General features: G+C 71.3%; 18 protein-coding genes. 11 read left to right on the forward strand and 7 right to left on the reverse strand.

What is annotated here, in order from left to right:
• Window positions 1–12: 12 nt before the first annotated feature.
• Window positions 13–1,872 carry a thioredoxin-like domain-containing protein gene (locus OG496_RS29420; protein WP_405973020.1) on the forward strand — a complete coding sequence of 620 codons (1,860 nt, stop codon included), beginning with the start codon at window positions 13–15 and terminating at the stop codon, window positions 1,870–1,872.
• A 23-nt stretch (window positions 1,873–1,895) separates the two neighbouring features.
• On the opposite strand, the gene OG496_RS29425 is transcribed toward OG496_RS29420, so the two are convergent.
• The 5 genes from OG496_RS29425 to OG496_RS29445 form a co-directional block, all read right to left on the reverse strand.
• Window positions 1,896–2,060, reverse strand: a complete 165-nt coding sequence (locus tag OG496_RS29425) for a hypothetical protein (protein ID WP_363094603.1) — start codon at window positions 2,058–2,060, stop codon at window positions 1,896–1,898.
• A gap of 52 nt (window positions 2,061–2,112) precedes the next feature.
• Window positions 2,113–3,171, reverse strand: a complete 1,059-nt coding sequence (locus OG496_RS29430) for a glycosyltransferase (protein ID WP_405973021.1) — start codon at window positions 3,169–3,171, stop codon at window positions 2,113–2,115.
• 218 nt (window positions 3,172–3,389) lie between these two features.
• Complete coding sequence (locus OG496_RS29435) at window positions 3,390–3,620, reverse strand: DUF6458 family protein (RefSeq protein WP_405973022.1); 231 nt, start codon at window positions 3,618–3,620, stop codon at window positions 3,390–3,392.
• Between the two features lie 87 nt (window positions 3,621–3,707).
• Window positions 3,708–5,024, reverse strand: coding sequence for a M18 family aminopeptidase (locus tag OG496_RS29440; RefSeq protein WP_405973023.1), 1,317 nt, complete (start codon window positions 5,022–5,024; stop codon window positions 3,708–3,710).
• Between the two features lie 131 nt (window positions 5,025–5,155).
• Window positions 5,156–6,982, reverse strand: a complete 1,827-nt coding sequence (locus OG496_RS29445) for an acyl-CoA dehydrogenase (protein WP_366494707.1) — start codon at window positions 6,980–6,982, stop codon at window positions 5,156–5,158.
• A 140-nt stretch (window positions 6,983–7,122) separates the two neighbouring features.
• Here OG496_RS29445 and OG496_RS29450 point away from each other — a divergent pair, with 140 nt between their 5' ends.
• The 7 genes from OG496_RS29450 to OG496_RS29480 all read left to right on the forward strand — a co-directional run bounded on the left by OG496_RS29450 (window position 7,123) and on the right by OG496_RS29480 (window position 13,683).
• A complete protein-coding gene (locus OG496_RS29450; RefSeq protein WP_019073480.1) occupies window positions 7,123–7,596 on the forward strand; it encodes an SseB family protein in 474 nt (157 codons plus the stop codon).
• A gap of 142 nt (window positions 7,597–7,738) precedes the next feature.
• A complete protein-coding gene (locus OG496_RS29455) occupies window positions 7,739–8,551 on the forward strand; it encodes an SDR family NAD(P)-dependent oxidoreductase (RefSeq protein ID WP_405973024.1) in 813 nt (270 codons plus the stop codon).
• A 439-nt stretch (window positions 8,552–8,990) separates the two neighbouring features.
• Window positions 8,991–10,289: an aminotransferase class I/II-fold pyridoxal phosphate-dependent enzyme gene (locus OG496_RS29460; RefSeq protein WP_366494704.1), complete on the forward strand. Its 1,299-nt coding sequence runs from the start codon at window positions 8,991–8,993 to the stop codon at window positions 10,287–10,289.
• The gene (locus tag OG496_RS29465) at window positions 10,243–11,202 is read left to right on the forward strand and encodes a diiron oxygenase (protein WP_405973025.1); all 960 of its coding nucleotides are present in this window, start codon (window positions 10,243–10,245) and stop codon (window positions 11,200–11,202) included. Before OG496_RS29460 ends, OG496_RS29465 begins: the two co-directional genes overlap by 47 nt.
• Window positions 11,199–11,939 carry a tryptophan 2,3-dioxygenase family protein gene (locus OG496_RS29470; protein ID WP_405973026.1) on the forward strand — a complete coding sequence of 247 codons (741 nt, stop codon included), beginning with the start codon at window positions 11,199–11,201 and terminating at the stop codon, window positions 11,937–11,939. Before OG496_RS29465 ends, OG496_RS29470 begins: the two co-directional genes overlap by 4 nt.
• 130 nt (window positions 11,940–12,069) lie before the next feature.
• On the forward strand, window positions 12,070–13,041 hold the full coding sequence (locus OG496_RS29475) for a pirin family protein (RefSeq protein ID WP_078622785.1): 972 nt from the start codon (window positions 12,070–12,072) through the stop codon (window positions 13,039–13,041).
• 201 nt (window positions 13,042–13,242) lie between these two features.
• On the forward strand, window positions 13,243–13,683 hold the full coding sequence (locus OG496_RS29480) for a VOC family protein (RefSeq protein ID WP_405973027.1): 441 nt from the start codon (window positions 13,243–13,245) through the stop codon (window positions 13,681–13,683).
• 23 nt (window positions 13,684–13,706) lie between these two features.
• Here OG496_RS29480 and OG496_RS29485 read toward each other — a convergent pair whose 3' ends face one another.
• Window positions 13,707–14,858 carry an MFS transporter gene (locus tag OG496_RS29485; protein WP_405976727.1) on the reverse strand — a complete coding sequence of 384 codons (1,152 nt, stop codon included), beginning with the start codon at window positions 14,856–14,858 and terminating at the stop codon, window positions 13,707–13,709.
• A 120-nt stretch (window positions 14,859–14,978) separates the two neighbouring features.
• Here OG496_RS29485 and OG496_RS29490 point away from each other — a divergent pair, with 120 nt between their 5' ends.
• The 3 genes from OG496_RS29490 to OG496_RS29500 all read left to right on the forward strand — a co-directional run bounded on the left by OG496_RS29490 (window position 14,979) and on the right by OG496_RS29500 (window position 17,426).
• Window positions 14,979–15,749 (forward strand): AraC family transcriptional regulator, encoded by a 771-nt coding sequence (locus OG496_RS29490; protein ID WP_405973028.1) that lies wholly within the window; start codon window positions 14,979–14,981, stop codon window positions 15,747–15,749.
• A 103-nt stretch (window positions 15,750–15,852) separates the two neighbouring features.
• Window positions 15,853–16,251, forward strand: coding sequence for a peptidase inhibitor family I36 protein (locus tag OG496_RS29495; RefSeq protein WP_405973029.1), 399 nt, complete (start codon window positions 15,853–15,855; stop codon window positions 16,249–16,251).
• A gap of 80 nt (window positions 16,252–16,331) precedes the next feature.
• Window positions 16,332–17,426, forward strand: coding sequence for an AI-2E family transporter (locus OG496_RS29500; RefSeq protein WP_399395261.1), 1,095 nt, complete (start codon window positions 16,332–16,334; stop codon window positions 17,424–17,426).
• Here OG496_RS29500 and OG496_RS29505 read toward each other — a convergent pair.
• Window positions 17,348–19,540: a SpoIIE family protein phosphatase gene (locus OG496_RS29505; RefSeq protein ID WP_405973030.1), complete on the reverse strand. Its 2,193-nt coding sequence runs from the start codon at window positions 19,538–19,540 to the stop codon at window positions 17,348–17,350. The two genes, OG496_RS29500 and OG496_RS29505, sit on opposite strands and share 79 nt — an antisense overlap.
• Window positions 19,541–19,702 lie beyond the last annotated feature (162 nt).

Consider the following 19,702-nt stretch of genomic DNA (forward strand, 5'->3'; position numbering starts at 1 on the left):
CACTCTTGATCCATGACCGACGCATCCTCGCCCCGCACCTCCCGACGCGCCCGCGTCCGCGCCCCCGAGCTCACCGGCAAGGGCGGCTGGCTGAACACGGGCGAGAAGCAGTACAGCCTCGCCGACCTGCGGGGACGCATCGTCATCCTGGATTTCTGGACCTTCTGCTGCATCAACTGCCTGCACGTCCTGGACGAACTCCGTGAGCTGGAGGAGAAGCACCGGGACACGGTCGTGATCATCGGCGTGCACTCGCCGAAGTTCGTGCACGAGGCCGAGCACCAGGCGGTCGTGGACGCGGTCGAGCGGTACGGCGTCGAGCATCCGGTGCTGGACGACCCGGAGTTGGCCACCTGGAAGCAGTACGCCGTCCGCGCGTGGCCGACGCTCGTCGTCGTCGACCCGGAGGGGTACGTCGTCGCACAGCACGCGGGCGAGGGGCACGCGCACGCCATCGAGCGGCTGGTGGAGGAGCTGGAGACCGAGCACACCGCGAAGGGCACGCTACGGCGCGGGGACGGGCCGTACGTGGCACCGGAGCCGGAGCCGACGGTCCTGCGTTTCCCGGGCAAGGCGCTGGCCCTGCCGTCGGGGACCTTCCTGGTCAGCGACACCACCCGGCACCAACTCGTCGAGCTGGCGGCGGACGGCGAGACGGTCGTACGGCGGATCGGGTCCGGGGAGCGTGGCCTGCGCGACGGTTCGGGCGACTCCGCGACCTTCAACGAACCCCAGGGCCTCGCCCTCCTCGACGACGGCTCCGTAGTCGTCGCCGACACCGTGAACCACGCCCTGCGGCGGCTCGACCTCGACACCGGCACCGTCACCACCCTCACGGGCACTGGCCGTCAGTGGATGCAGGGCGAGCCCACGTCCGGCCCCGCCCGCGAGGTCAGCCTCTCGTCCCCCTGGGACGTGGCCTGGTGGCGGGGCAAGGTGTGGATCGCCATGGCCGGAGTCCACCAGCTCTGGGCCTACGACCCCGCCGCGGACTCCACCGACCCCACCGTCGCCGTCACCGCCGGCACCACCAACGAGGGGCTCGTCGACGGACCCGGACCCGAGGCCTGGTTCGCGCAGCCCTCCGGACTCGCCGCGACCGCCGACCGGCTGTGGCTGGCCGACTCCGAGACGTCCGCCCTGCGCTGGGTGGACCTTGACGGGGCCGTCCACACCGCCGTCGGCACCGGACTCTTCGACTTCGGGCATCGCGACGGAGCGGCCGAACAGGCGCTGCTCCAGCACCCGTTGGGCGTCACCGCGCTCCCGGACGGCTCGGTCGCGATCAGCGACACGTACAACCACGCCCTGCGCCGCTACGACCCCGCGACCGACGAAGTCACCACGCTGGCCACGGACTTGAGGGAGCCGAGCGACGCCGTGCTCGTCGGCGACGACATCCTGGTCGTCGAGTCCGCCCGGCACCGGCTGACCAGGCTGCGCCTGCCGGAGGAGGCCGTGCGCGTCGAGTCCGTCGCCCACCGCACCCGGCGCGCGGCCACCGAAGTCGCCCCCGGCGAGCTGAAGTTGGACGTCATCTTCCAGGCCCCGGCCGGGCAGAAGCTCGACACCCGCTACGGCCCCTCGACCCGGCTGCTCGTCTCCGCGACCCCGCCCGAGCTGCTCCTCGCCGGCGAGGGCGCGGGCACGGACCTGAACCGCACCCTGACCCTCGACCCGGCCGTAGCGGAAGGCGTGTTGCACGTCTCCGCGATGGCCGCCTCGTGCGATGACGACCCTTCCAACGAATACCCCGCCTGCCATGTCCACCAGCAGGACTGGGGCGTGCCAGTCCGCCTCACCGAGGGCGGGGCGGACCGTCTCCCCCTCGTGCTGGCCGGCATGGATGACCGAGACGACCAGGACGCCTGAAACGGGAGATCAGCGGCAAGGGCTTAGCGGCGGCGCGGGCGCGGGGCCAGCTTGTAGACGGCCATCCCCGCCGCCACCAGCGTGGTCGCCGCCACCATCATCGCCATGCTGTTCAGCCACAGGCCCGTCGCGGCCAGGGTGGCCCCACCGGCGCCGGTCGTGCCGGCGCCGACAACTCGTCCGTACATGAATATTTCTCCTTGAGTGATGTGAGAGACGTGAGGCTGTGTGAGGGGTGGACTAGGTGGCCACCCACTTCTCCTCGCTGCGGCGGGCCAGGCCCCACAGGGAGGTGAAGTAGACGGCGTGCTGGAAGAGGTCGTAGAGCATCTCCGGGACCATCAGCGCGGCCACCAGGACCGCGACGGGTCCGGCGCGGCGTACGGAGACGATCTTCTCGACCACGAAGATCAGGCCGATGGCGGTCCAGAACGGGGAGATGCCCGGGAAGCCGTAGATCGTCGTGTAGGTGGCCATGAAGGTCAGGTAGACGAGGAACGACAGGGCGCCGAAGCCCATCAGGAACTGCTGGAGGAAGTAGCGGGCGGTGACCTTGGTCCAGCCGTAGTCGCGGAGGTTCTCCAGGGCGCCGCGCTGCCAGCGGAGGCGTTGGTGCCAGAGTTTGGGGAGGCTGGTCATGACCTCGGTGGTGACCGCGCAGCCCGCCGGGGACATGGCGCGGTAGCCGAGGGTCTTGACCGCCTTGGTCATCTCGTCGTCCTCGGTGAGGGAGGCGAGGCTGTAGTAGCCGTCGCCGCCGCCGATGCGACGGTCGTGGCGGGCCTGACGCACCTCGCGCAGGACGCGGGCGCGGAACATCGTGCCGGTGCCGGTGAGGACCTGGGCCTTGCCGCCGGTGCGGTTCAACTCCCAGGCGTAGCGCTGGAACTCCATGCGCTGCAGGAGGCCGAGGAGTCCGCCGCCCTGTTCGCCGTAGAAGACTCCGCCGACGGCGCCGACCTTGCGGTTGAAGGTGGCCATCGCGGTCTCGCTGAACCAGGGGTTGAGGACGGTGTCCGCGTCCTGGACGAGCAGCAGGTCGCGTTCTTCGAGGTGGGGCAGGACCCAGTCAATGGCCTGGTTGAGGGCGCCGGCCTTTTTGTGCAGGTTGCCCTGCGTGGCGAAGACTTCCGCTCCGTGCGACGCGGCCACGGCGGCGGTGTCGTCGGTGCAGTTGTCCGTGACGACGACGATGAGGTCGGGTTTGCGGGTCTGGCGCCACAGGCCCTCGATCGCGGCGCCGATGCGGTCCGCTTCGTTGTGGGCCGGGATGAGGACCACCAGCCGTGGTTCGAGCACGGCAGCGGCCTCCCCCGTGAAGATCGTGAGACGGGCCCGGGGCTGCCTCTCCCCGGACCCTCAACTGCTCAGAGTCTTCACGAGGTTCACACAACCGCACAATACGACTTGCGTCACGGATTGCTCACGGTTGTCTGTGGATGTCTTGTGCGGGCGATTCGGCCCGAGTGCGGACTACGCCCACGTATCCACCGTGTACCCGCTCCGGACTACGTTGCTCAGGCGCCGCGGTAGCCGCGCGTCTCGTCGTCCTCGACGACGGTCGTCGAACCCGGTATCACCACGCGTCGGCGCCGGGCCATGCTGCTGAACGTCACGACCCCGATCAGCCCGACGACCATGAGAATGATGCCGACCAGGTCGAGATTGACCCCCTGCATGTGCCAGTCGGTCGCGAACGTGAGGATCGCGCCGACGGCGATGAGGATGATGCATCCGCCCAGGCCCATGAGTGTCGCCTCCCTGTCCGGTCCGGTCGGCCCGGTCCGCCTCCGGGTACCCGGGACGGCAACACCCATGCGCCAGGCGGGAGTTGACTAACCCTCCAGGAACGCGGTCAGCGCGTTGGCCAGCAGGAACGGGTCCTGGTCGCCGCAGAGTTCGCGGGCGCTGTGCATCGAGAGGATCGCCACGCCGATGTCGACGGTCTTGATGCCGTGCCGGGCCGCGGTGATCGGGCCGATCGTCGTGCCGCAGGGCATGGAGTTGTTGGAGACGAAGGTCTGGAAGGGCACGCCGGCCTTCTCGCAGGCGGCGGCGAACACCGCGCGGCCCGAACCGTCCGTGGCGTAGCGGTTGTTGACGTTGACCTTGAGGATCGGTCCGCCGTTGACCCGCGGGTGGTGCGTCGGGTCGTGCCGCTCCGCGTAGTTCGGGTGCACCGCGTGCCCGGTGTCGGAGGACAGGCAGACGGTTCCGGCGAAGGCCCGCGCCCGGTCCTCGTACGACCCGCCGCGCGCGAACACCGAGCGCTCCAGGATGCTGCCGAGCAGCGGCCCGTCCGCGCCCGTGTCGGACTGCGAGCCGTTCTCCTCATGGTCGAAACCGGCGAGCACGGGGATGTACGGCAGGTTCTCGCGGGCGGCGGCGGAGGCGAGCGCGGCCGCGCCGGCGTGCAGAGACAGCAGGTTGTCCATGCGCGGACCGGCCACCAGGTCCTGGTCGCGGCCCAGGTAGGCGGGCGCCTCCACGGAGTGCGTCATCAGGTCCCAGCCGGTGACCTCGCCCGGCGTGAGCCCCGACTCCTCCTCCAGGAAGGCGATCAGGTCGCCGTCGCGGACGTCGTCGCCGAGGCCCCAGATCGGCTGGAGGTGCCGCTGCTTGTCCAGCTTGAGCCCCTCCGCCGACACGGAACGGTCCAGGTGGATGGCGAGCTGGGGCACCCTGAGCAGCGGCCGGTCCACGTTCACCAGGCGCGTCGAACCGTCCCGCAGGGTCAGCCGGCCGGCCAGACCGAGATCGCGGTCCAGCCAGGAGTTGAGGAGCGGCCCGCCGTAGATCTCGACGGCGACCTGGCGAAAGCCGTGCCCGCCGGTGTCGGGACGCGGCTTGACCCGCAGGTTCGGGGAGTCGGTGTGCGCGCCGACGATGCGGAAGGGGGTGTGGGGGACCGCACCTTCGGGGACGAACCAGGCCACGATCGCGCCACCACGCAGCACGTACTTGCCGCCGGTCCCCGCGGCGGACCCTGATGTCCCGGTGTCCCAGGCGTCCGTCTCGGCGACCTGCCTGAATCCCGCCTTCTCCAGCCGCTCGGCGGTGTTCGCCACGGCGTGGTACGGCGTGGGACTCGCCGCCAGGAAGGACAACAGGTCGTCGGTGTGGCCGCGGTCGAAGCGGGAGGGTTCGCTCATGGGGTTCACCTTAACGACGTACGAGGGCCCGCTCCCGGCGCCGGGAGCGGGCCCTCGCAGGGGCGATGTGGGGTTTCGCGAAGCTGTTCCGGTCTGTCCCGGAACGTGGTGCGGGGCTGGTGCGAGGCTGTCTAGAAGGCTGCCTCGTCCAGCTCCATCAGGTCCAGTTCTACGCCCTCGGCCACCTTCCGGGCGAGGGTCAGGCCGGGCAGAACATTGGCCGCGAAGAACTTCGCAGCCGCGATCTTGCCGGTGTAGAACGGCTTGTCCTTTGCCGACGCCGTCTCCAGCTTCTCGGTGGCGATCGCCGCGCCCTTGAGAAGCAGGTAGCCGACGACGACGTCACCGGAGGCGAGCAGCAGGCGGGTGGTGTTGAGGCCCACCTTGTAGATGTTCTTGACGTCCTGCTCGGTCGCCGCGAGGTCGGTCAGCATCAGGCCGACGATGGCCTCCAGCTCGACGGCCGCCTTGGCGAGGTGCTCGCGGGCGCCCGCCAGGTCCTCGCCGCCCGTGCCCAGCGCGAGGAACTTCTTGATGTCCTCGGCGAGGGAGTTGAGGGCCGCGCCCTGGTTGCGGACGATCTTCCGGAAGAAGAAGTCCTGGCCCTGGATCGCGGTGGTGCCCTCGTACAGGGTGTCGATCTTGGCGTCCCGGATGTACTGCTCGATCGGGTACTCCTGGAGGAACCCGGAGCCGCCGAAGGTCTGCAGCGACTGCGCGAGCTGCTCGTAGCCCTTCTCGGAGCCGTACCCCTTGACGATCGGCAGGAGGAGGTCGTTGAGCGCGTGCTCGGTGGCCGTGTCCTCGCCCTCGGCCTCCTTGACGGCGATCGCGTCCTGGATCGACGCGGTGTACAGCACGAGGGCGCGCATGCCCTCGGCGTACGCCTTCTGCGTCATCAGCGAGCGGCGCACGTCCGGGTGGTGCGTGATGGTGACCTTGGGCGCGGCCTTGTCGCCGAAGGCCGCCAGGTCGGAGCCCTGGACGCGCTCCTTGGCGTACTCAAGGGCGTTGAGGTAGCCGGTCGACAGCGTCGAGATGGCCTTCGTGCCGACCATCATGCGGGCGAACTCGATGATCCGGAACATCTGGCGGATGCCGTCGTGCTTGTCGCCGATGAGCCAGCCCTTGGCCGGGTGCCGGTCGCCGAAGGTCATCTCACACGTGTTGGACGCCTTGAGGCCCATCTTGTGCTCGACGTTCGTCGCGTACACACCGTTGCGCTCGCCCAGCTCGCCGGTCTCGACGTCGAAGAGGAACTTCGGCACGAGGAAGAGGGAGAGCCCCTTGGTGCCCGGCCCATGCCCCTCGGGCCGCGCGAGCACGTAATGAAGAATGTTCTCCTCCATGTCGTGCTCACCGGAGGTGATGAAGCGCTTGACACCCTCGATGTGCCAGGAGCCGTCGTCCTGCTGGACGGCCTTGGTACGGCCCGCACCGACATCGGAACCCGCGTCGGGCTCGGTCAGCACCATGGTGGACCCCCAGGTCCGCTCCACGGCCAGCTGCGCGATCTTCTTCTGTACGTCGTTGCCCTCGTCGTAGAGGATCCCGGCGAAGGCCGGCCCGGAGCAGTACATCCACACGGCCGGGTTCGCACCGAGGATCAGCTCCGCGTACGACCAGATCAGGGAGGGCGGGGCGGTCGTACCGCCGATGGCCTCGGGGAGGCCGAGCCGCCAGTACTCGGACTCCATGAAGGCCTTGTAGCTCTTCTTGAAGGAGGCGGGCACCGGCGCGGTGTTCGTCTCCGGGTCGAAGACCGGCGGGTTGCGGTCGGCGTCGGCGAAGGACTCCGCCAGCTCGTTCTCCGCGAGCCGGGTCAGCTCCGCCAGGACGCTCTTCGCGGTGTCCGTGTCCATCTCCGCGAACGGACCGGTTCCGTACAGCTTGTCGCGCCCGAGGACCTCGAAGAGGTTGAACTCGATGTCGCGGAGATTCGACTTGTAGTGCCCCATGGCGACGACTCCGTAGAAAGATATGTACGTCGAGACTGGTACGACGAGACGTGTACTAAGCAGTAGCTACGATGATGCTACCCGTCGGTAATAAGACGCAACCCCAAGCCGTCCATCTGTGACTCGTTACTCTTGCGGGCATGTACGGCTACGACCAGAACGTGGGCGCTCAGCAGGGGTACGTCCCGCCCCAGCAGCAGATGGCCGGCGGCGTGGGCGGCTACGGCCAGCAGCCGCCGCTCTACCCCGAGCCGTCCCCGCCCTCGCTCGCGGACGCGGTGCGCGCGTTCACCACCGGGCAGATGGCGGCCGAGGACTTCCAGCAGGTCTTCGCGACCTCCAAGGTGTACTGCCCGCGCGGCGACAACCCGGGCTTCCTCGCACTCCACAACACCCAGCAGCCGGTGATCCCGATGTTCACCTCGCTCAAGGAACTGCGCCGCTACGCCGGCAAGGAGTCCAAGTACTTCGTGATCACCGGCGCCGAGGTCATCGACCTGCTGCCGACGGGCTACGGCTTCGTCGTCGACATGGAGGGCGAGCACCGGATGGTGTTCGACGCGAAGGCGGTCGAGCAGATGGTGGAGTTCGCGATGCGCCGGATGTACGGCTGAACAACTGCCCTAGTCGCTGAAGTCGGGGTCCCGATCCGACGAGATGTCGACGGGGTTTCCGGTGCCGCCAGGGCGTGCCCCGGTTGGCTGGAAGTGTGCGGTTCCGTCAGACAGCGGACGCGGCACACCGACGGGGGCCCGCATGGCGGCGGCACGGAACGTACTCATCACAGGTGGCTCGGCGGGGATCGGGCGGGCCTGCGCCCGGCGGTTCGCGCGCGGCGGCGACCACGTCTGGTTCACGTACCACTCGGGGCGGGAGCGCGCGGCCCGGCTGGTCGCCGAACTGGCCGGCACCTGCCGGCACCCGGCCCGGGCCTTCGAGTTCCGCCAGGGCGAGTGGGCCGACCACGAACGCCTGGTCGCGGAACTGCCCGGACCGGTCGACGTGCTCGTCAACAACGCGGCGGTCGGCTCGAAGACCGTCGAGCACTACGTCCCCGGGCCCGGCCACACCCAGGACGCGGCGTTCCTCCAGATCAACGCGGTCGGGCCGCTCTGGCTCACCGAGCAGTTGTTGCCGGGGATGCGGGCGCGCGGGCGCGGCACGATCGTCAACGTGGCCAGTGTCGGCGGGGGCGTCGCACAGTTCCCCGGCTTCCGGATCGCGGACGGCATGAGCAAGGCCGCCCTCGCCTACCTCACCCGCCACCTGGCCGCCGAGCTGGTCCACGACCCCGTCGACGTCGTCGCCGTCTGCCCCGGCGCGGTGGACACCCCCATGTTCGAGGCCAGCACCCTGGCCGGCCTCACCCCGCAGGAACGCGCGGCCCTGGAATCCACCCTGCCCCGAGGCCGCCTGATCGACCCCACGGAGATCGCCGACCTGGTCTGGCACCTGACCGGCCCACTGGCCGGTCTCCTCCACGGAGCGGTGCTCGACGCGTCGATGGGCCTCGGGGTACGGCCGGGCCTGCTCGGCGAAGTGGCGGAGGGCGCGGGGGCGGAGCGGTGACGGCGAGTTCCTGCCGGGGGATCGGTCCGGCCGTCGGCTCTCGCGGGTTGGTCTCGGCTTCCCGCCGGACCCCGCGTCGCGTGGTTGATCTTCCTGTGGGCAGGGTCGTCCGGTCGGTTCCGGTCGTGGGTTCCCGGGCGTTGGTCACGATGCCCTGTCGGGTCGCGCGTTCTGTGGTCGGTTCGCGTGCGGGCGGGGGCGTGCGGTTGGTTCCGGCTTCCGGGCGGGGGGCTGGGCCGGTCGCTGGTTCTCGGGCGTTGGCCTCGGTTTCCTGTTGGGGCGCGCGGCGGGTGACTGGTTCGCGTGCGGGCGGGACCCTCCGGTCGGTCCCGGCCTCCTGCGCGGGCGCGGGTCCGGTCGCCGCTCCTCACGCGTCGGCCCCGGCTGCCCGCCGGCCCCCGCGTCGCGTCGCCGCTTCGCCCACGATCGGAGTCGGCCCGTGACCCCGGTCTCCCGGCAAGCCGCGACTTCCCAAGTCTCCCGGCAGGCCGCCCGTCTGGTCGCCGGGTCGCCCGCCATCGCGGAGGCGCACTTCCGGGCGGAGGCGCTGCCGTACCACCCCCGGCTGCGGCCCGACGGCTGGCTCAATCTCGGTACCGCGGAGAACCGGCTCGTCCAGGACCTGCACACCGAGCCGCCCCGCCCGCTGACGGCCCGCGACACCCGTTACGCGCCCCTGTACGGCACCCCGGAGCTGCGCGCGCACCTCGCGCGGCACCTCACCGCGCCGGGTGAGCGGCCGGTCGACCCCGAGGACCTGGTCGTGGTGGCCGGGGCGACGGCGGCCCTGGACGTGGTGGCGACGGTGCTGTGCGACCCGGGCGAGGCGATCGTCGTGCCCACGCCCTGCTACGGCGCCTTCGACACGGACCTCGGGGGCCGTTCGGGCGCCCGGCTGCTCCTCGCCCCGCCGGACGGCGAGGACGGTCACGGGCTCTCCGTACGCGCCGTCGACCGGACGCTTGCCGAGGCCCGGCGCGACGGCGTGGAGGTACGGGCCGTGGCACTGGCGTCCCCGGCCAACCCGACCGGAGAGGTCCATCCGCCCGCGCGACTGCGGGAGTTGACGGAGGTCGCGGCCCACCACGGCGTGGACGTCGTAGCGGACGAGATCTACGCGGGCTCGGTGTTCGGGCCGCGCCCGTTCACCAGCCTGCGCACGGTCGCCGGGCACGCGCGCGTGCACACCGTGTGGGGCTTCGCGAAGGACTTCGGGCTGCCCGGCTTCAAGGCGGGCGTCCTGCACACCACCGACCCGGAGACCCGCGCCGCCGCCCGCGCCCTCGCCTACTTCGCCCCCGTCTCCACCCACACCCAGGCCCACCTCGCCACCCTCCTCGCCGACCCCGCGCGCGTGCACGCGTTCCTCGCCGAGAACAGCCGCCGCCTCGGCGCCTCGTACGCCCGGGCCGCGGCCCTGCTCGACGCCTTCGGCATCCCGTACGCCCCCGCGCAGGCGGGCTGTTCGATCTGGGCCGACCTGGGCGACCGGCTGCCCCGCCCCGGCTTCGCCGGCGAACGCGCGCTGTGGCGGGAGATCCTCGACCGCACCCACGTCAGCATCCTGCCCGGCGAGGCCTTCCACGCCCCCCGCCCCGGCTGGTTCCGCGTCTGCCACTCGCTCGACGCGGCCCTAGTGGAGGAGGCACTGACCCGTCTCGGCCGCCTGCTCAGCGAGAAGGGAGCACACCGTGACGACGCACGACACCACACCGGGCCCGCTCGACCGCTGGTATGAGCAGGCGGGCGTCCGCACCGGGGTGCGCCGCATGTTCCACGAGGAGACCGAGCGCGGCCGGGTCTTCTTCCCGGCCGCCCTGGTGCCCTACGCCCACCACGAGGCCGTACGGGAACTGCCGCCCGAGCGGCTGCGCGAGCTGACCGTGCGCCACCTCTACCAGTTCCTGCTGTCCACGACCCACCTGGAGACCCGGGTCGTCAACACGGCCGCCGAGGCCGTGGCCAACGGCCGCACCGGACTCGACCTGCCCGCCGCGCTGCGCCCGGACGCCTTCAAGGTCTATTGCGACGAGGGCTACCACGCCCTCTACAGCCTCGACCTGGCCGACCAGATCGCCGCCGTCACCGGCATCGCGATACCGGACCAGGACTACGGCGGCTTCGTCGAGCGGTTACGGACGTCCGCGCACCGCGCGCTCCCCGGCGCGCCCGCGCTCGCTGGACTCCTCCAGGCGGTGGTGTTCGAGACGCTGATCACGGCCGTCCTGAACGAGGTGCCGGGCGACCCGTCCGTGGTTGGCGTGGTGCGCGACCTGCTGCGCGACCACGCCCGGGACGAGGGCCGTCACCACCGTTTCTTCTCCGCCCTCTTCCGGGAGCTGTGGACCCACCTGTCCGCCGCCGACCGGATGGCCGCCTCCCACGCCCTGCCCGAACTGATCCGGGCCGCCCTGACCTGGGACCTCGCCCCCGTCCGCACCTCCCTGCGGCTGGCCGGCCTCGACCCCGACACCGCCCGCCGGGTCGCCGACGACTGCTGCGGGCCCGGCCCGGACCCCCGCCGCCTGAACGAGACCGCCCGCTCGACGCTACGGCTCTGCGCGGCCGTCGGCGTCTTCGAACTCCCGGGCATCCGCGAGCACTTCGCGGCCCACGGCTTCCGCGACGACGGCCCCGAGGAGACCCCGTGAACCCGACCCCGACCACCGCCACGACTCTCACCTACGGCACCTACCTGCGGCTGCCGCAGCTCCTCGGCCAGCAGTTGCCCCTGGCCCGGGCCGCGCACGACGAGCATCTGTTCATCACCGTGCACCAGGTGCACGAACTCTGGTTCAAGCAGCTCCTCGTCGAGCTCACGGACGCCCGCGACCGGATGCTGGCGGGCGAGAACGCCGTGGCGGTACGGCGGCTGCGCCGCTGCCGCGAGATCGAGCGGGCGCTGCTCGACGCGCTGGCGCTGCTGGACACCATGGCGCCGGGCGACTTCGAGGCGTTCCGCAGTGCGCTCGGCACGGCCAGCGGCGGGCAGTCCGCGCAGTTCCACGAGATCGAGGCGCTCTCGGCCCGCCGGGACCACCGCACCCGCTCGATGCGCTGGCTGACGGAGGCCGAGCGGGCCCGGCTGGACCGGCGGCTGCTGGAGCCGACGCTGTGGGACGGGTTCCTCGCGGCCCTCGCGGGCCTCCCGCGAGCGGGCCGGGCCGCGGCCTTCCGCGGCGAGGGACCGCTCGGGGAACTGGCGGACGCGCTGCTCGGCCATGACGAGGGCTGGGTGCTGTGGCGGGCCCGGCACGTCCTGGTCGTGGAGCGGCAGATCGGCAAGGGCCGGGGTACGGCGGGCAGTTCGGGGGCCGCGTATCTGCGGGAGCGCACCGGCGAACGGTTCTTCCCGGAGCTGTGGGAGGCTCGGGGCGCCGTGCTGTGAGCCCCTGATGTGCCCGCTGTGCGGGCGGGTCGGGCGGAAGTCCGGAGGGAATGTCCTCCGGGCTTCTTCTGTTGTGGGGTAGCAGAAAGTTCAACGCTCAACTAAACTCGACGCACAAGGAGGTCCCGACATGCCTGCAGTGACCGTAGAGAACCCGCTGACCCTGCCCCGCGTGGCCGCGCCGGCCGACGCCGTGGCACGTCCCGTGCTCGCCGTCTCGACCGCGCCCAGCGGTTTCGAGGGTGAGGGCTTCCCGGTGCGCCGCGCGTTCGCCGGGATCAACTACCGCCACCTCGACCCGTTCATCATGATGGACCAGATGGGCGAGGTGGAGTACGCGCCGGGCGAGCCCAAGGGCACCCCGTGGCACCCGCACCGCGGCTTCGAGACCGTCACCTACATCATCGACGGCGTCTTCGACCACCAGGACTCCAACGGCGGTGGCGGCACCATCACCAACGGCGACACCCAGTGGATGACGGCGGGCGCGGGCCTGCTGCACATCGAGGCGCCGCCGGAGTCGCTCGTCGTGTCCGGCGGTCTCTTCCACGGCCTGCAGCTGTGGGTGAACCTCCCGGCCAAGGACAAGATGATGCCCCCGCGCTACCAGGACATCCGCGGCGGCCAGGTCCAGCTGCTCACCACCCCCGACGGCGGCGCGCTGCTGCGCGTCATCGCCGGTGAGCTGGACGGCCACCAGGGCCCCGGTATCACGCACACGCCGATCACGATGATCCACGCGACGGTGGCACCGGGTGCGGAGGTCACCCTGCCCTGGCGCGAGGACTTCAACGGTGTCGCGTACGTCCTGGCGGGCAAGGGTTCGGTCGGTGCGGAGCGGCGCGCGATCCACATGGGCCAGACCGCGGTCTTCGGCGCGGGTTCGTCCCTGACCGTCCGCGCGGACGAGCAGCAGGACGGGAACACCCCGGACCTGGAGGTCGCGATCCTCGGCGGCCAGCCGATCCGCGAGCCGATGGCCCACTACGGCCCGTTCGTCATGAACACCCGCGAGGAACTCCAGCAGGCCTTCGAGGACTTCCAGAAGGGCCGGCTGGGGACGATCCCGGCCGTGCACGGAATGGGTGAGGGCGGCCTGTAAGCCTCACCGGAGCAGAAGTGACCGAAGCCCCGTCCTTGTGTGGACGGGGCTTCGGCCGTGTTGGCTTGGCGCCGGGATCCAGATTTCTCGGAGTCCGGCGGCCGGCGGATGTCGAGAACGTGCCACCGGCTCCGTCCCAGGGACATCAGCGGCCACCACCGGCCGTACAGGGCAGCCGCACGGGAACAAGGAGAGATCACCATGGCGATTCAGCGGATGGACAACGTAGGCATCGTCGTCGACGACATGGACGCCGCCGTCGCGTTCTTCGTGGAACTCGGTATGGAGCTGGAGGGCAGGGCGCAGGTCGAGGGCCTCGTCGCCGACCAGTGCACCGGACTCGACGGTGTCCACTGCGACATCGCGATGGTCCGGACCCCGGACGGCCACAGCCGCCTGGAACTGGCGAAGTACCGCAGCCCCGAGGCGACGAGCGCCGGCCCGCGCGACCGGCCGCACAACATCCTGGGCACCCACCGCGTCATGTTCGCCGTCGACGACATCGAGGACACGGTCGCCCGCCTGCGCCCGCACGGCGCCGAACTCCTCGGCGAGATCGCCCGCTTCGAGGACAGCTACCTCCTCTGCTACGTCCGCGGCCCGGAGGGCATCATCGTCGGATTGGCCGAGCAACTGGGGTGAGGCTCACACGTCCGATCGCAACGTCAAGGGGCGAGGGACGTGTCCTCCGCGCGCACCGGTTCCTCCTGGGCCGGTTCGCGCAGGAACGTGGAGAGCAGCATCGCGAGCACCGGCACCGTGGCGAGTACCGCGAGGGCGCCCCGGGGGCCGTAGTGGGTCGCGATGAGGCCCAGCAGGGGCATGAACAGTCCGCCCGCGCTCATCGCGAGGCCGAGGGTGACGCCGGCGGCGGTGCCGGGGCGGCTGGGGAGGTAGTCCTGGCCGAGCTTGATGAGGACGGCGAACGGGATGTTCGAGATCAGGCCGACCAGCAGCGCGAGGGGCAGCGCGGCGTATTTGTCGTCGCAGATCAGCATCAGCCACAGGGCGGGCAGCATCGCCGCGTTGCCGATCTGCACGGTGCGCACCATGCCGATGCGGTCCGCCAGCCGTCCGCCGAGCAGGGTGCCGGCGACACCGCCGCCGAGTTCGAGTGTCAGGGCGAGGCCGCCGAGGCCGCTGCTCGCCTCCAGGTGGCGGATCCAGTACAGCGAGATGAAGGTGTTCAGCCCGGTCGAGATGGTGGACCGTACGATCTCGACGGCGGTCAGGGCCGCGAACCGGCCCGGCCGGTCCCTGCCCTGGCGCCGGACCGCCCTGACCGCCGTAGCGGATGTGCGGTTGTGGTGGCGGAACAGGACGAAGCCCATGAGGACGGCGGGCGGGATGAAGAGGGCCGTGGCGCTCATCCCGAGGGTGTCCAGGGCCGGTGTGACCAGTGCCGGGGCGATGAAGAAGCCGACGCTGCCGCCCGCGGCGAAGTAGCTCATCGCGGTGGCGCTGCCCCCGGCCGCACGGCGTGCGTCGCGGCCCGCCGGCGGGTGGAACATCGCGATACCGACACCCGCCGTCAGCAGGAGGGCGAAGACCAGCGGGTAGGAGGGCGTCAGTCCGGACAGGCCTGCCCCGACACCCGCCAGGCCGACCCCCAGCGGCGACATCCAGCGCAGCCGGAACCGGTCGGCGAGCAGTCCGATCGGCACCTGCGGCAACGCGCTGCCGAGCGTCGCGGCAAGGGCCAGCCCCGAAGCCTGCACATAGCTGAAGTCCCGCTGCAGCACGAAGTAGGGGACCGCGGCGGGTACGAGGCCCTGGTAGAAGTCGTCGACGGCGTGGGCGCACGCCCAGATCCGCATCCGGCGCCAGTGCCCGGGCGGACCACCCGCCTCACGGGGAGTGTCTGCTTCCTGGATGGTTGTCACGCATCCACGATGGGCGGGAACACCCTCGGCGCGCTTCCCGTATTCTGCCTATCCATGTCGCAGATCCGCCACGAGCCCGTCGCGCCGACCACCACCCGGTTCCTCGGTGGCGGCGAGACCATCACCCGGCACCGCCACGACGACCACCAGCTGATCTACGTCAGCTCGGGCGTGCTCGCGATCACCACGGAACACGGCTCCTGGATCGCCTCCGACGACCGCGCCGTGTGGATCCCGGCGAACACCTGGCACGAACACCGCTTCCACGGCCGGAGCCGCTTCCACACCATCGGTTTCCCCGCCCACGGCAGGGCGCCCCTGCTCGACGCCGGACGCCCCACGGTCATCGCCGTCGACAGTCTGGTGCGCGAACTGCTCATCGCGCTCGCCGGCACCACCCTCACGCAGACCGAGACCCGGCACATCGAGACAGTGCTGCGCGACCGGCTGCGCCGCGTGACGGCCGAGCCCGTCGCCCTGCCCGCGGCCCGCGACCAACGGCTGGCCGACGCCTGCCGCCTCGTCGAAGAGGACCTGCACGAGCCCTGCACCCTTGCCCAGCTCGCCGGCCGCGTGCACACCAGCGAGCGCACCCTCTCCCGCCTCTACCGCGACGAGTTCGGCCTGACCTTCCCCCAGTGGCGCACCCGGGTCCGGATCTTCACCGCGATGGTCATGCTCGCCGAGGGCGCCACCGTCACCGACACCGCCCACGCCTGCGGATGGGCGACGACCAGCGCCTTCGTCCAGACCTTCGCCCGGACGGCGGGCGTCACCCCCGGCACCTACCGCGCGGGCATGGACAGGACCGCGGCCGGCGAGTGAGCGGGTGCTCCGTCCGGGTGACCAGGACCCGGCCGGGGCATGAAGGTGCCGCGCACGGAAAGAGACCGGCTGAAAGTGGACACCGACCGCAAGGAAGTCACCCGTGCGTATCCGCATGAGTCTGGCCGTCGCCACGGCAGCCACCTGTCTCGCCCTGACCGGCGCGGCCAGCCCCTCCCAGGCCCGTACCCCCGCCACCTCCACCGGACAGGCGGCGAGCGCCGCGCAGCACCGCGCGGACGAGAACTGCGGGGCGGGGGAGATCTGCTTCTGGCACGACAGGAACTACTCGGGCACCCCCTGGCGGTGGAGCCCCGCCTCCGGGTACCGGGACATGCCGTCCAACCTGCACGACCACGTGTACTCCTTCAAGGCCAACGCCAACGCGTGCTTCATCGACTGGAGCCCGCAGGAGAAGCGGCCGGTCGTCTCCGGCGACTACGCCAAGGCCTACGACACCAACTTCGGCACGAGGATCGACGCGGTGGGCCCCACCTGCTGAGTCCCTAGGGGAGCTTCTCCCGTCACTCGGGCGGGCCGTCCCCACAGGACGGCCCGCCCGATGCGTGATCGGCTGGGACCGTGCAGCTCCTCCCCGTTCCTGTACGGCGCCTCGCCGCCTGGTGCGCCGTCATCCTGCTCGTCTCCGGGGTCGGCTACGTCGGGATCCGGCTCTGCTCCGAGTTGCGGACCGCCGTGACGCCCGTGCTGCTCGCGCTGCTCGGGACCGCGCTGCTCGGGCCGTTGTACCGGCGGCTGGTGAAGGCGCACGTGAACCGGTCGGTCGCCGCCATGATCACCTGTGTCGCGGTCGTCGCCGTGGTCGGCGGGGCCGTGTACATCGTGGTGGCCGCGCTGATCGACACCGGGGACCAGATCGTGTCCTCGCTCAAGGACGCGGGGAACTCCCTCGCCGACCACTTCGGGGCCGCCGGCACCTCGGTGGACGACCTCGCCTCCAACGCGAAGGAACTGCTCACCAAGTTCGGCGGGACGGCCGCCTCGAACGTCATCAGCGGGGTCAGTGTCGTCGGCGAGACCATCGCCATGGCCGTCCTGGCGCTGCTGCTCGTCTTCTTCTTCCTCCGTGACTCCCACCTCGCCACGGGACTGCTGCGCTCGCTCGCCCCGCACGGCACCGCCGACCTCGTCGAGGCCATGGCCCGCCGTGCCTTCGAGGGCGTCGAGGGATTCATGCGGGGGACCACCGTCATCGCGCTCATCGACGCCCTCTGCATCGGCATCGGGCTGCTCGTCCTGGACGTGCCGGGGGCGTTCGGGCTGGCCGCGCTCGTCTTCGTCGGCGCCTACATCCCCTACCTCGGCGCGTTCCTCTCCGGCGCGGTCGCCGTGCTGGTCGCGCTCGCCGACCGGGGTGTCGTCATCGCGCTGTGGGCCCTCGGGGTCGTCCTCGCCGTGCAGGTGCTGGAGGGACATGTGCTCCAGCCGATGATCCAGAGCCGGACCGTGCAGATGCACCCGGCGGTGGTGATGATCGCGATCACCGCGGGCGCGTCCGTGGCCGGGATCCTCGGCATGCTGCTCGCGGTGCCGTTGACCGCGGCCGCCTTCGGTGTCGTACACGAACTGCGGGAGCGTTACGCGTCCCAGGACCCGAACTCCGAGACGCCGCCCGGGCCTTCGCCCGCGGTGTCCCCGTCGCCGTCGGACTCGTAGAGCTCGAACCAGATGCTCTTGCCCTCGCCCCTCGGGTCCACGCCCCAGGTCTCGGCGAGGAGTTCGATGAGGAGCAACCCCCGCCCGGAGGACGCCAGTTCGCCGGGGTGGCGCTTGTGCGGGAGGTCGTCGCCGGCGTCCGTGACCTCGACCCGCATCCGCCGCTCACCGGACTCGCCGGTCACCTCGGCGGTCAGCAGGGCGTCGGCGTCGGTGTGGACGAGGACGTTGGTGAGCATCTCGGAGACGAGCAGGACCGCGGAGTCGACCTGGTCGGCGCCGGTCCAGTCGTGGAGGAGTTCGCGCAGCTGCTGCCGGGCCACCGCGATCCGCTCGGGTTCGGCCTGCGCGACGGTGAGCACCGTACGGCGGATCTTCGGGGGGACGGTCGTCGTGTCGCCGCAGCCGCAGGCCTCGTCCTCGCGGGACAGCAGGAGTACGGCGATGTCGTCCTCGCGGCGGTCCGCGAGCGGCCCGGTGGTGTGGTGCGAGGAGGGCCCGTGGACGGCCTGGACGAGCGCGTCGGCGAGTTCCTCCAGGTCGCCCTTCTGGTTCTCCAGGATCGTCCGGATGCGCTGCCAGCCCGTCTCCAGGTCGTGGCCGCCGGTCTCGATCAGCCCGTCGGTGCACATCAGCATGGTCTCGCCGGGCTCCAGGGCGAGCGTGGTCGTCGGGTAGTCGGCGTCCGGGTCGATGCCGAGCGGCAGCCCGCCCGCGGTGGGCCGCATCAGCACCGTGCCGTCCGCCATGCGTATCGCCGGGTCGGGATGGCCGGCGCGGGCGATCTCCAGGACGCCGGTCGCCGGGTCGGCCTCGACGTACAGGCAGGTCGCGAAGCGCGGGTCGGCCTTCTCCGCGTCGCCGTTGGTGATGCCGTGCAGGAAGCGGGAGGCGCGGGAGAGGACGGCATCCGGCCGGTGGCCCTCGGAGGCGTAGGCGCGCAGGGCGATGCGGAGCTGGCCCATCAGCCCGGCGGCGCGCACGTCATGGCCCTGTACGTCACCGATGACCAGCGCGATTCTCCCTCCCCCAGAGGGGGTGCCCCCAGGCAGCGGGATCATGTCGTACCAGTCGCCGCCGACCTGGAGCCCGCCGCCGGTCGGGATGTAGCGGGCGGCGACGCTCATGCCCGGGATCTCCGGGCCCAGCGTGGGCAGCATCGAGCGCTGGAGTCCGTCGGTCAGCTCGCGCTCGGACTCGGCGACACCGGCGCGGGAGAGGGCCTGGGCGAGCATGCGGGCGACCGTGGTGAGGACGGACCGCTCGTCGGGCGTGAAGGCGACCGGGTAGGTGAAGGCGGCCATCCAGGCGCCCATCGTCCGCCCGGCGACGGTCAGGGGCAGGAACGCCCAGGACTGCCGGTGGAAGTGCTGGGCCAGCGGCCAGGTGACCGGGTAGCGCTCCTTGTACTGCTCGGGCGTGGACAGATAGACGGCACGGCCCGTCCGTACGACCTCGGCGGCCGGGTAGTCCGTCACCATCGACATGTGCGAGAACGGGTCCTCGTCGCCCGGCTGGTGCCCGTGGTGGCCGACGATCGTCAGCCGGTCGCCCGATACGCCGAACACCGCGAGGCCGTCCGGTGAGAAGCCCGGCATCGACAGGCCCGCCGCGACCCGCAGCACCTCCGCCGTGGACCGCGCCTCCGCCAGCGCCCGGCCCGCGTCCAGCAGGAACGCCTCGCGGGAGCGCCGCCAGTCACCGGTGACCGCCGTCCGCCCGGCCGGTGTGCCCGGCGTGGGCTCGGCGACCTCCTGGAGGGTGCCGATCAGCTCGTACGACCGCTTCTCGGGGTTGTAGGACGGCTTGGAGCGGCTGCGGACGACGCGGATGACCCGGCCCCGCTCGTCCATGATCCGGATGCGGACCTCGGCGAGGGTGCCCTCGGCTACGGCCAGCCCGACGACCCCCGTGATCTCGTTCCAGTCCACGGGGTGGAGTCGGGCCCGTGTCTGGGCCTCCGTGAGGGTGGTCTGTTCGGGGGGCAGCCCGAGCAGCCGTGCGGCCTCGGCGTCCACCGTGACCAGCTCCGAGGCGGTATCCCAGTGCCACAGGCCGGTCGCGAGGGCGGCGAGTACCTCCCCCACGGCGGGCAGGGGCTCACCAGTGCGCATTGCCCCACTCTAAGAAGAGGAGATCGAAACCTGCCACCGAGGGAGCCCGGAGTTAATGGTGGGGAGGCGATCTGTGGGTGGCCGGTACCCTTGGGACGTCCGGGCTCCGGCCCCGGACGTTTCACGTGAAACACTCCCCGATCCGCGAAGGCTGGATGAACG

Origin of the sequence: Streptomyces sp. NBC_00988, assembly GCF_045162645.1 — a bacterium.
In the GTDB taxonomy this organism is placed as follows: Bacteria; Actinomycetota; Actinomycetes; order Streptomycetales; family Streptomycetaceae; genus Streptomyces.

What these genes read in the sequence shown, in the direction of transcription:
- OG496_RS29450 (WP_019073480.1), top strand. Translation starts at nt 7,123, where the DNA reads ATGTACGGCTACGACCAGAACGTGGGCGCTCAGCAGGGGTACGTCCCG.
- OG496_RS29490 (WP_405973028.1), top strand. Translation starts at nt 14,979, where the DNA reads ATGTCGCAGATCCGCCACGAGCCCGTCGCGCCGACCACCACCCGGTTC.
- OG496_RS29480 (WP_405973027.1), top strand. Translation starts at nt 13,243, where the DNA reads ATGGCGATTCAGCGGATGGACAACGTAGGCATCGTCGTCGACGACATG.
- OG496_RS29425 (WP_363094603.1), bottom strand. Translation starts at nt 2,060, where the DNA reads ATGTACGGACGAGTTGTCGGCGCCGGCACGACCGGCGCCGGTGGGGCC.
- OG496_RS29440 (WP_405973023.1), bottom strand. Translation starts at nt 5,024, where the DNA reads ATGAGCGAACCCTCCCGCTTCGACCGCGGCCACACCGACGACCTGTTG.
- OG496_RS29505 (WP_405973030.1), bottom strand. Translation starts at nt 19,540, where the DNA reads ATGCGCACTGGTGAGCCCCTGCCCGCCGTGGGGGAGGTACTCGCCGCC.
- OG496_RS29420 (WP_405973020.1), top strand. Translation starts at nt 13, where the DNA reads ATGACCGACGCATCCTCGCCCCGCACCTCCCGACGCGCCCGCGTCCGC.
- OG496_RS29445 (WP_366494707.1), bottom strand. Translation starts at nt 6,982, where the DNA reads ATGGGGCACTACAAGTCGAATCTCCGCGACATCGAGTTCAACCTCTTC.
- OG496_RS29475 (WP_078622785.1), top strand. Translation starts at nt 12,070, where the DNA reads ATGCCTGCAGTGACCGTAGAGAACCCGCTGACCCTGCCCCGCGTGGCC.
- OG496_RS29455 (WP_405973024.1), top strand. Translation starts at nt 7,739, where the DNA reads ATGGCGGCGGCACGGAACGTACTCATCACAGGTGGCTCGGCGGGGATC.
- OG496_RS29485 (WP_405976727.1), bottom strand. Translation starts at nt 14,858, where the DNA reads ATGCGGATCTGGGCGTGCGCCCACGCCGTCGACGACTTCTACCAGGGC.
- OG496_RS29435 (WP_405973022.1), bottom strand. Translation starts at nt 3,620, where the DNA reads ATGGGCCTGGGCGGATGCATCATCCTCATCGCCGTCGGCGCGATCCTC.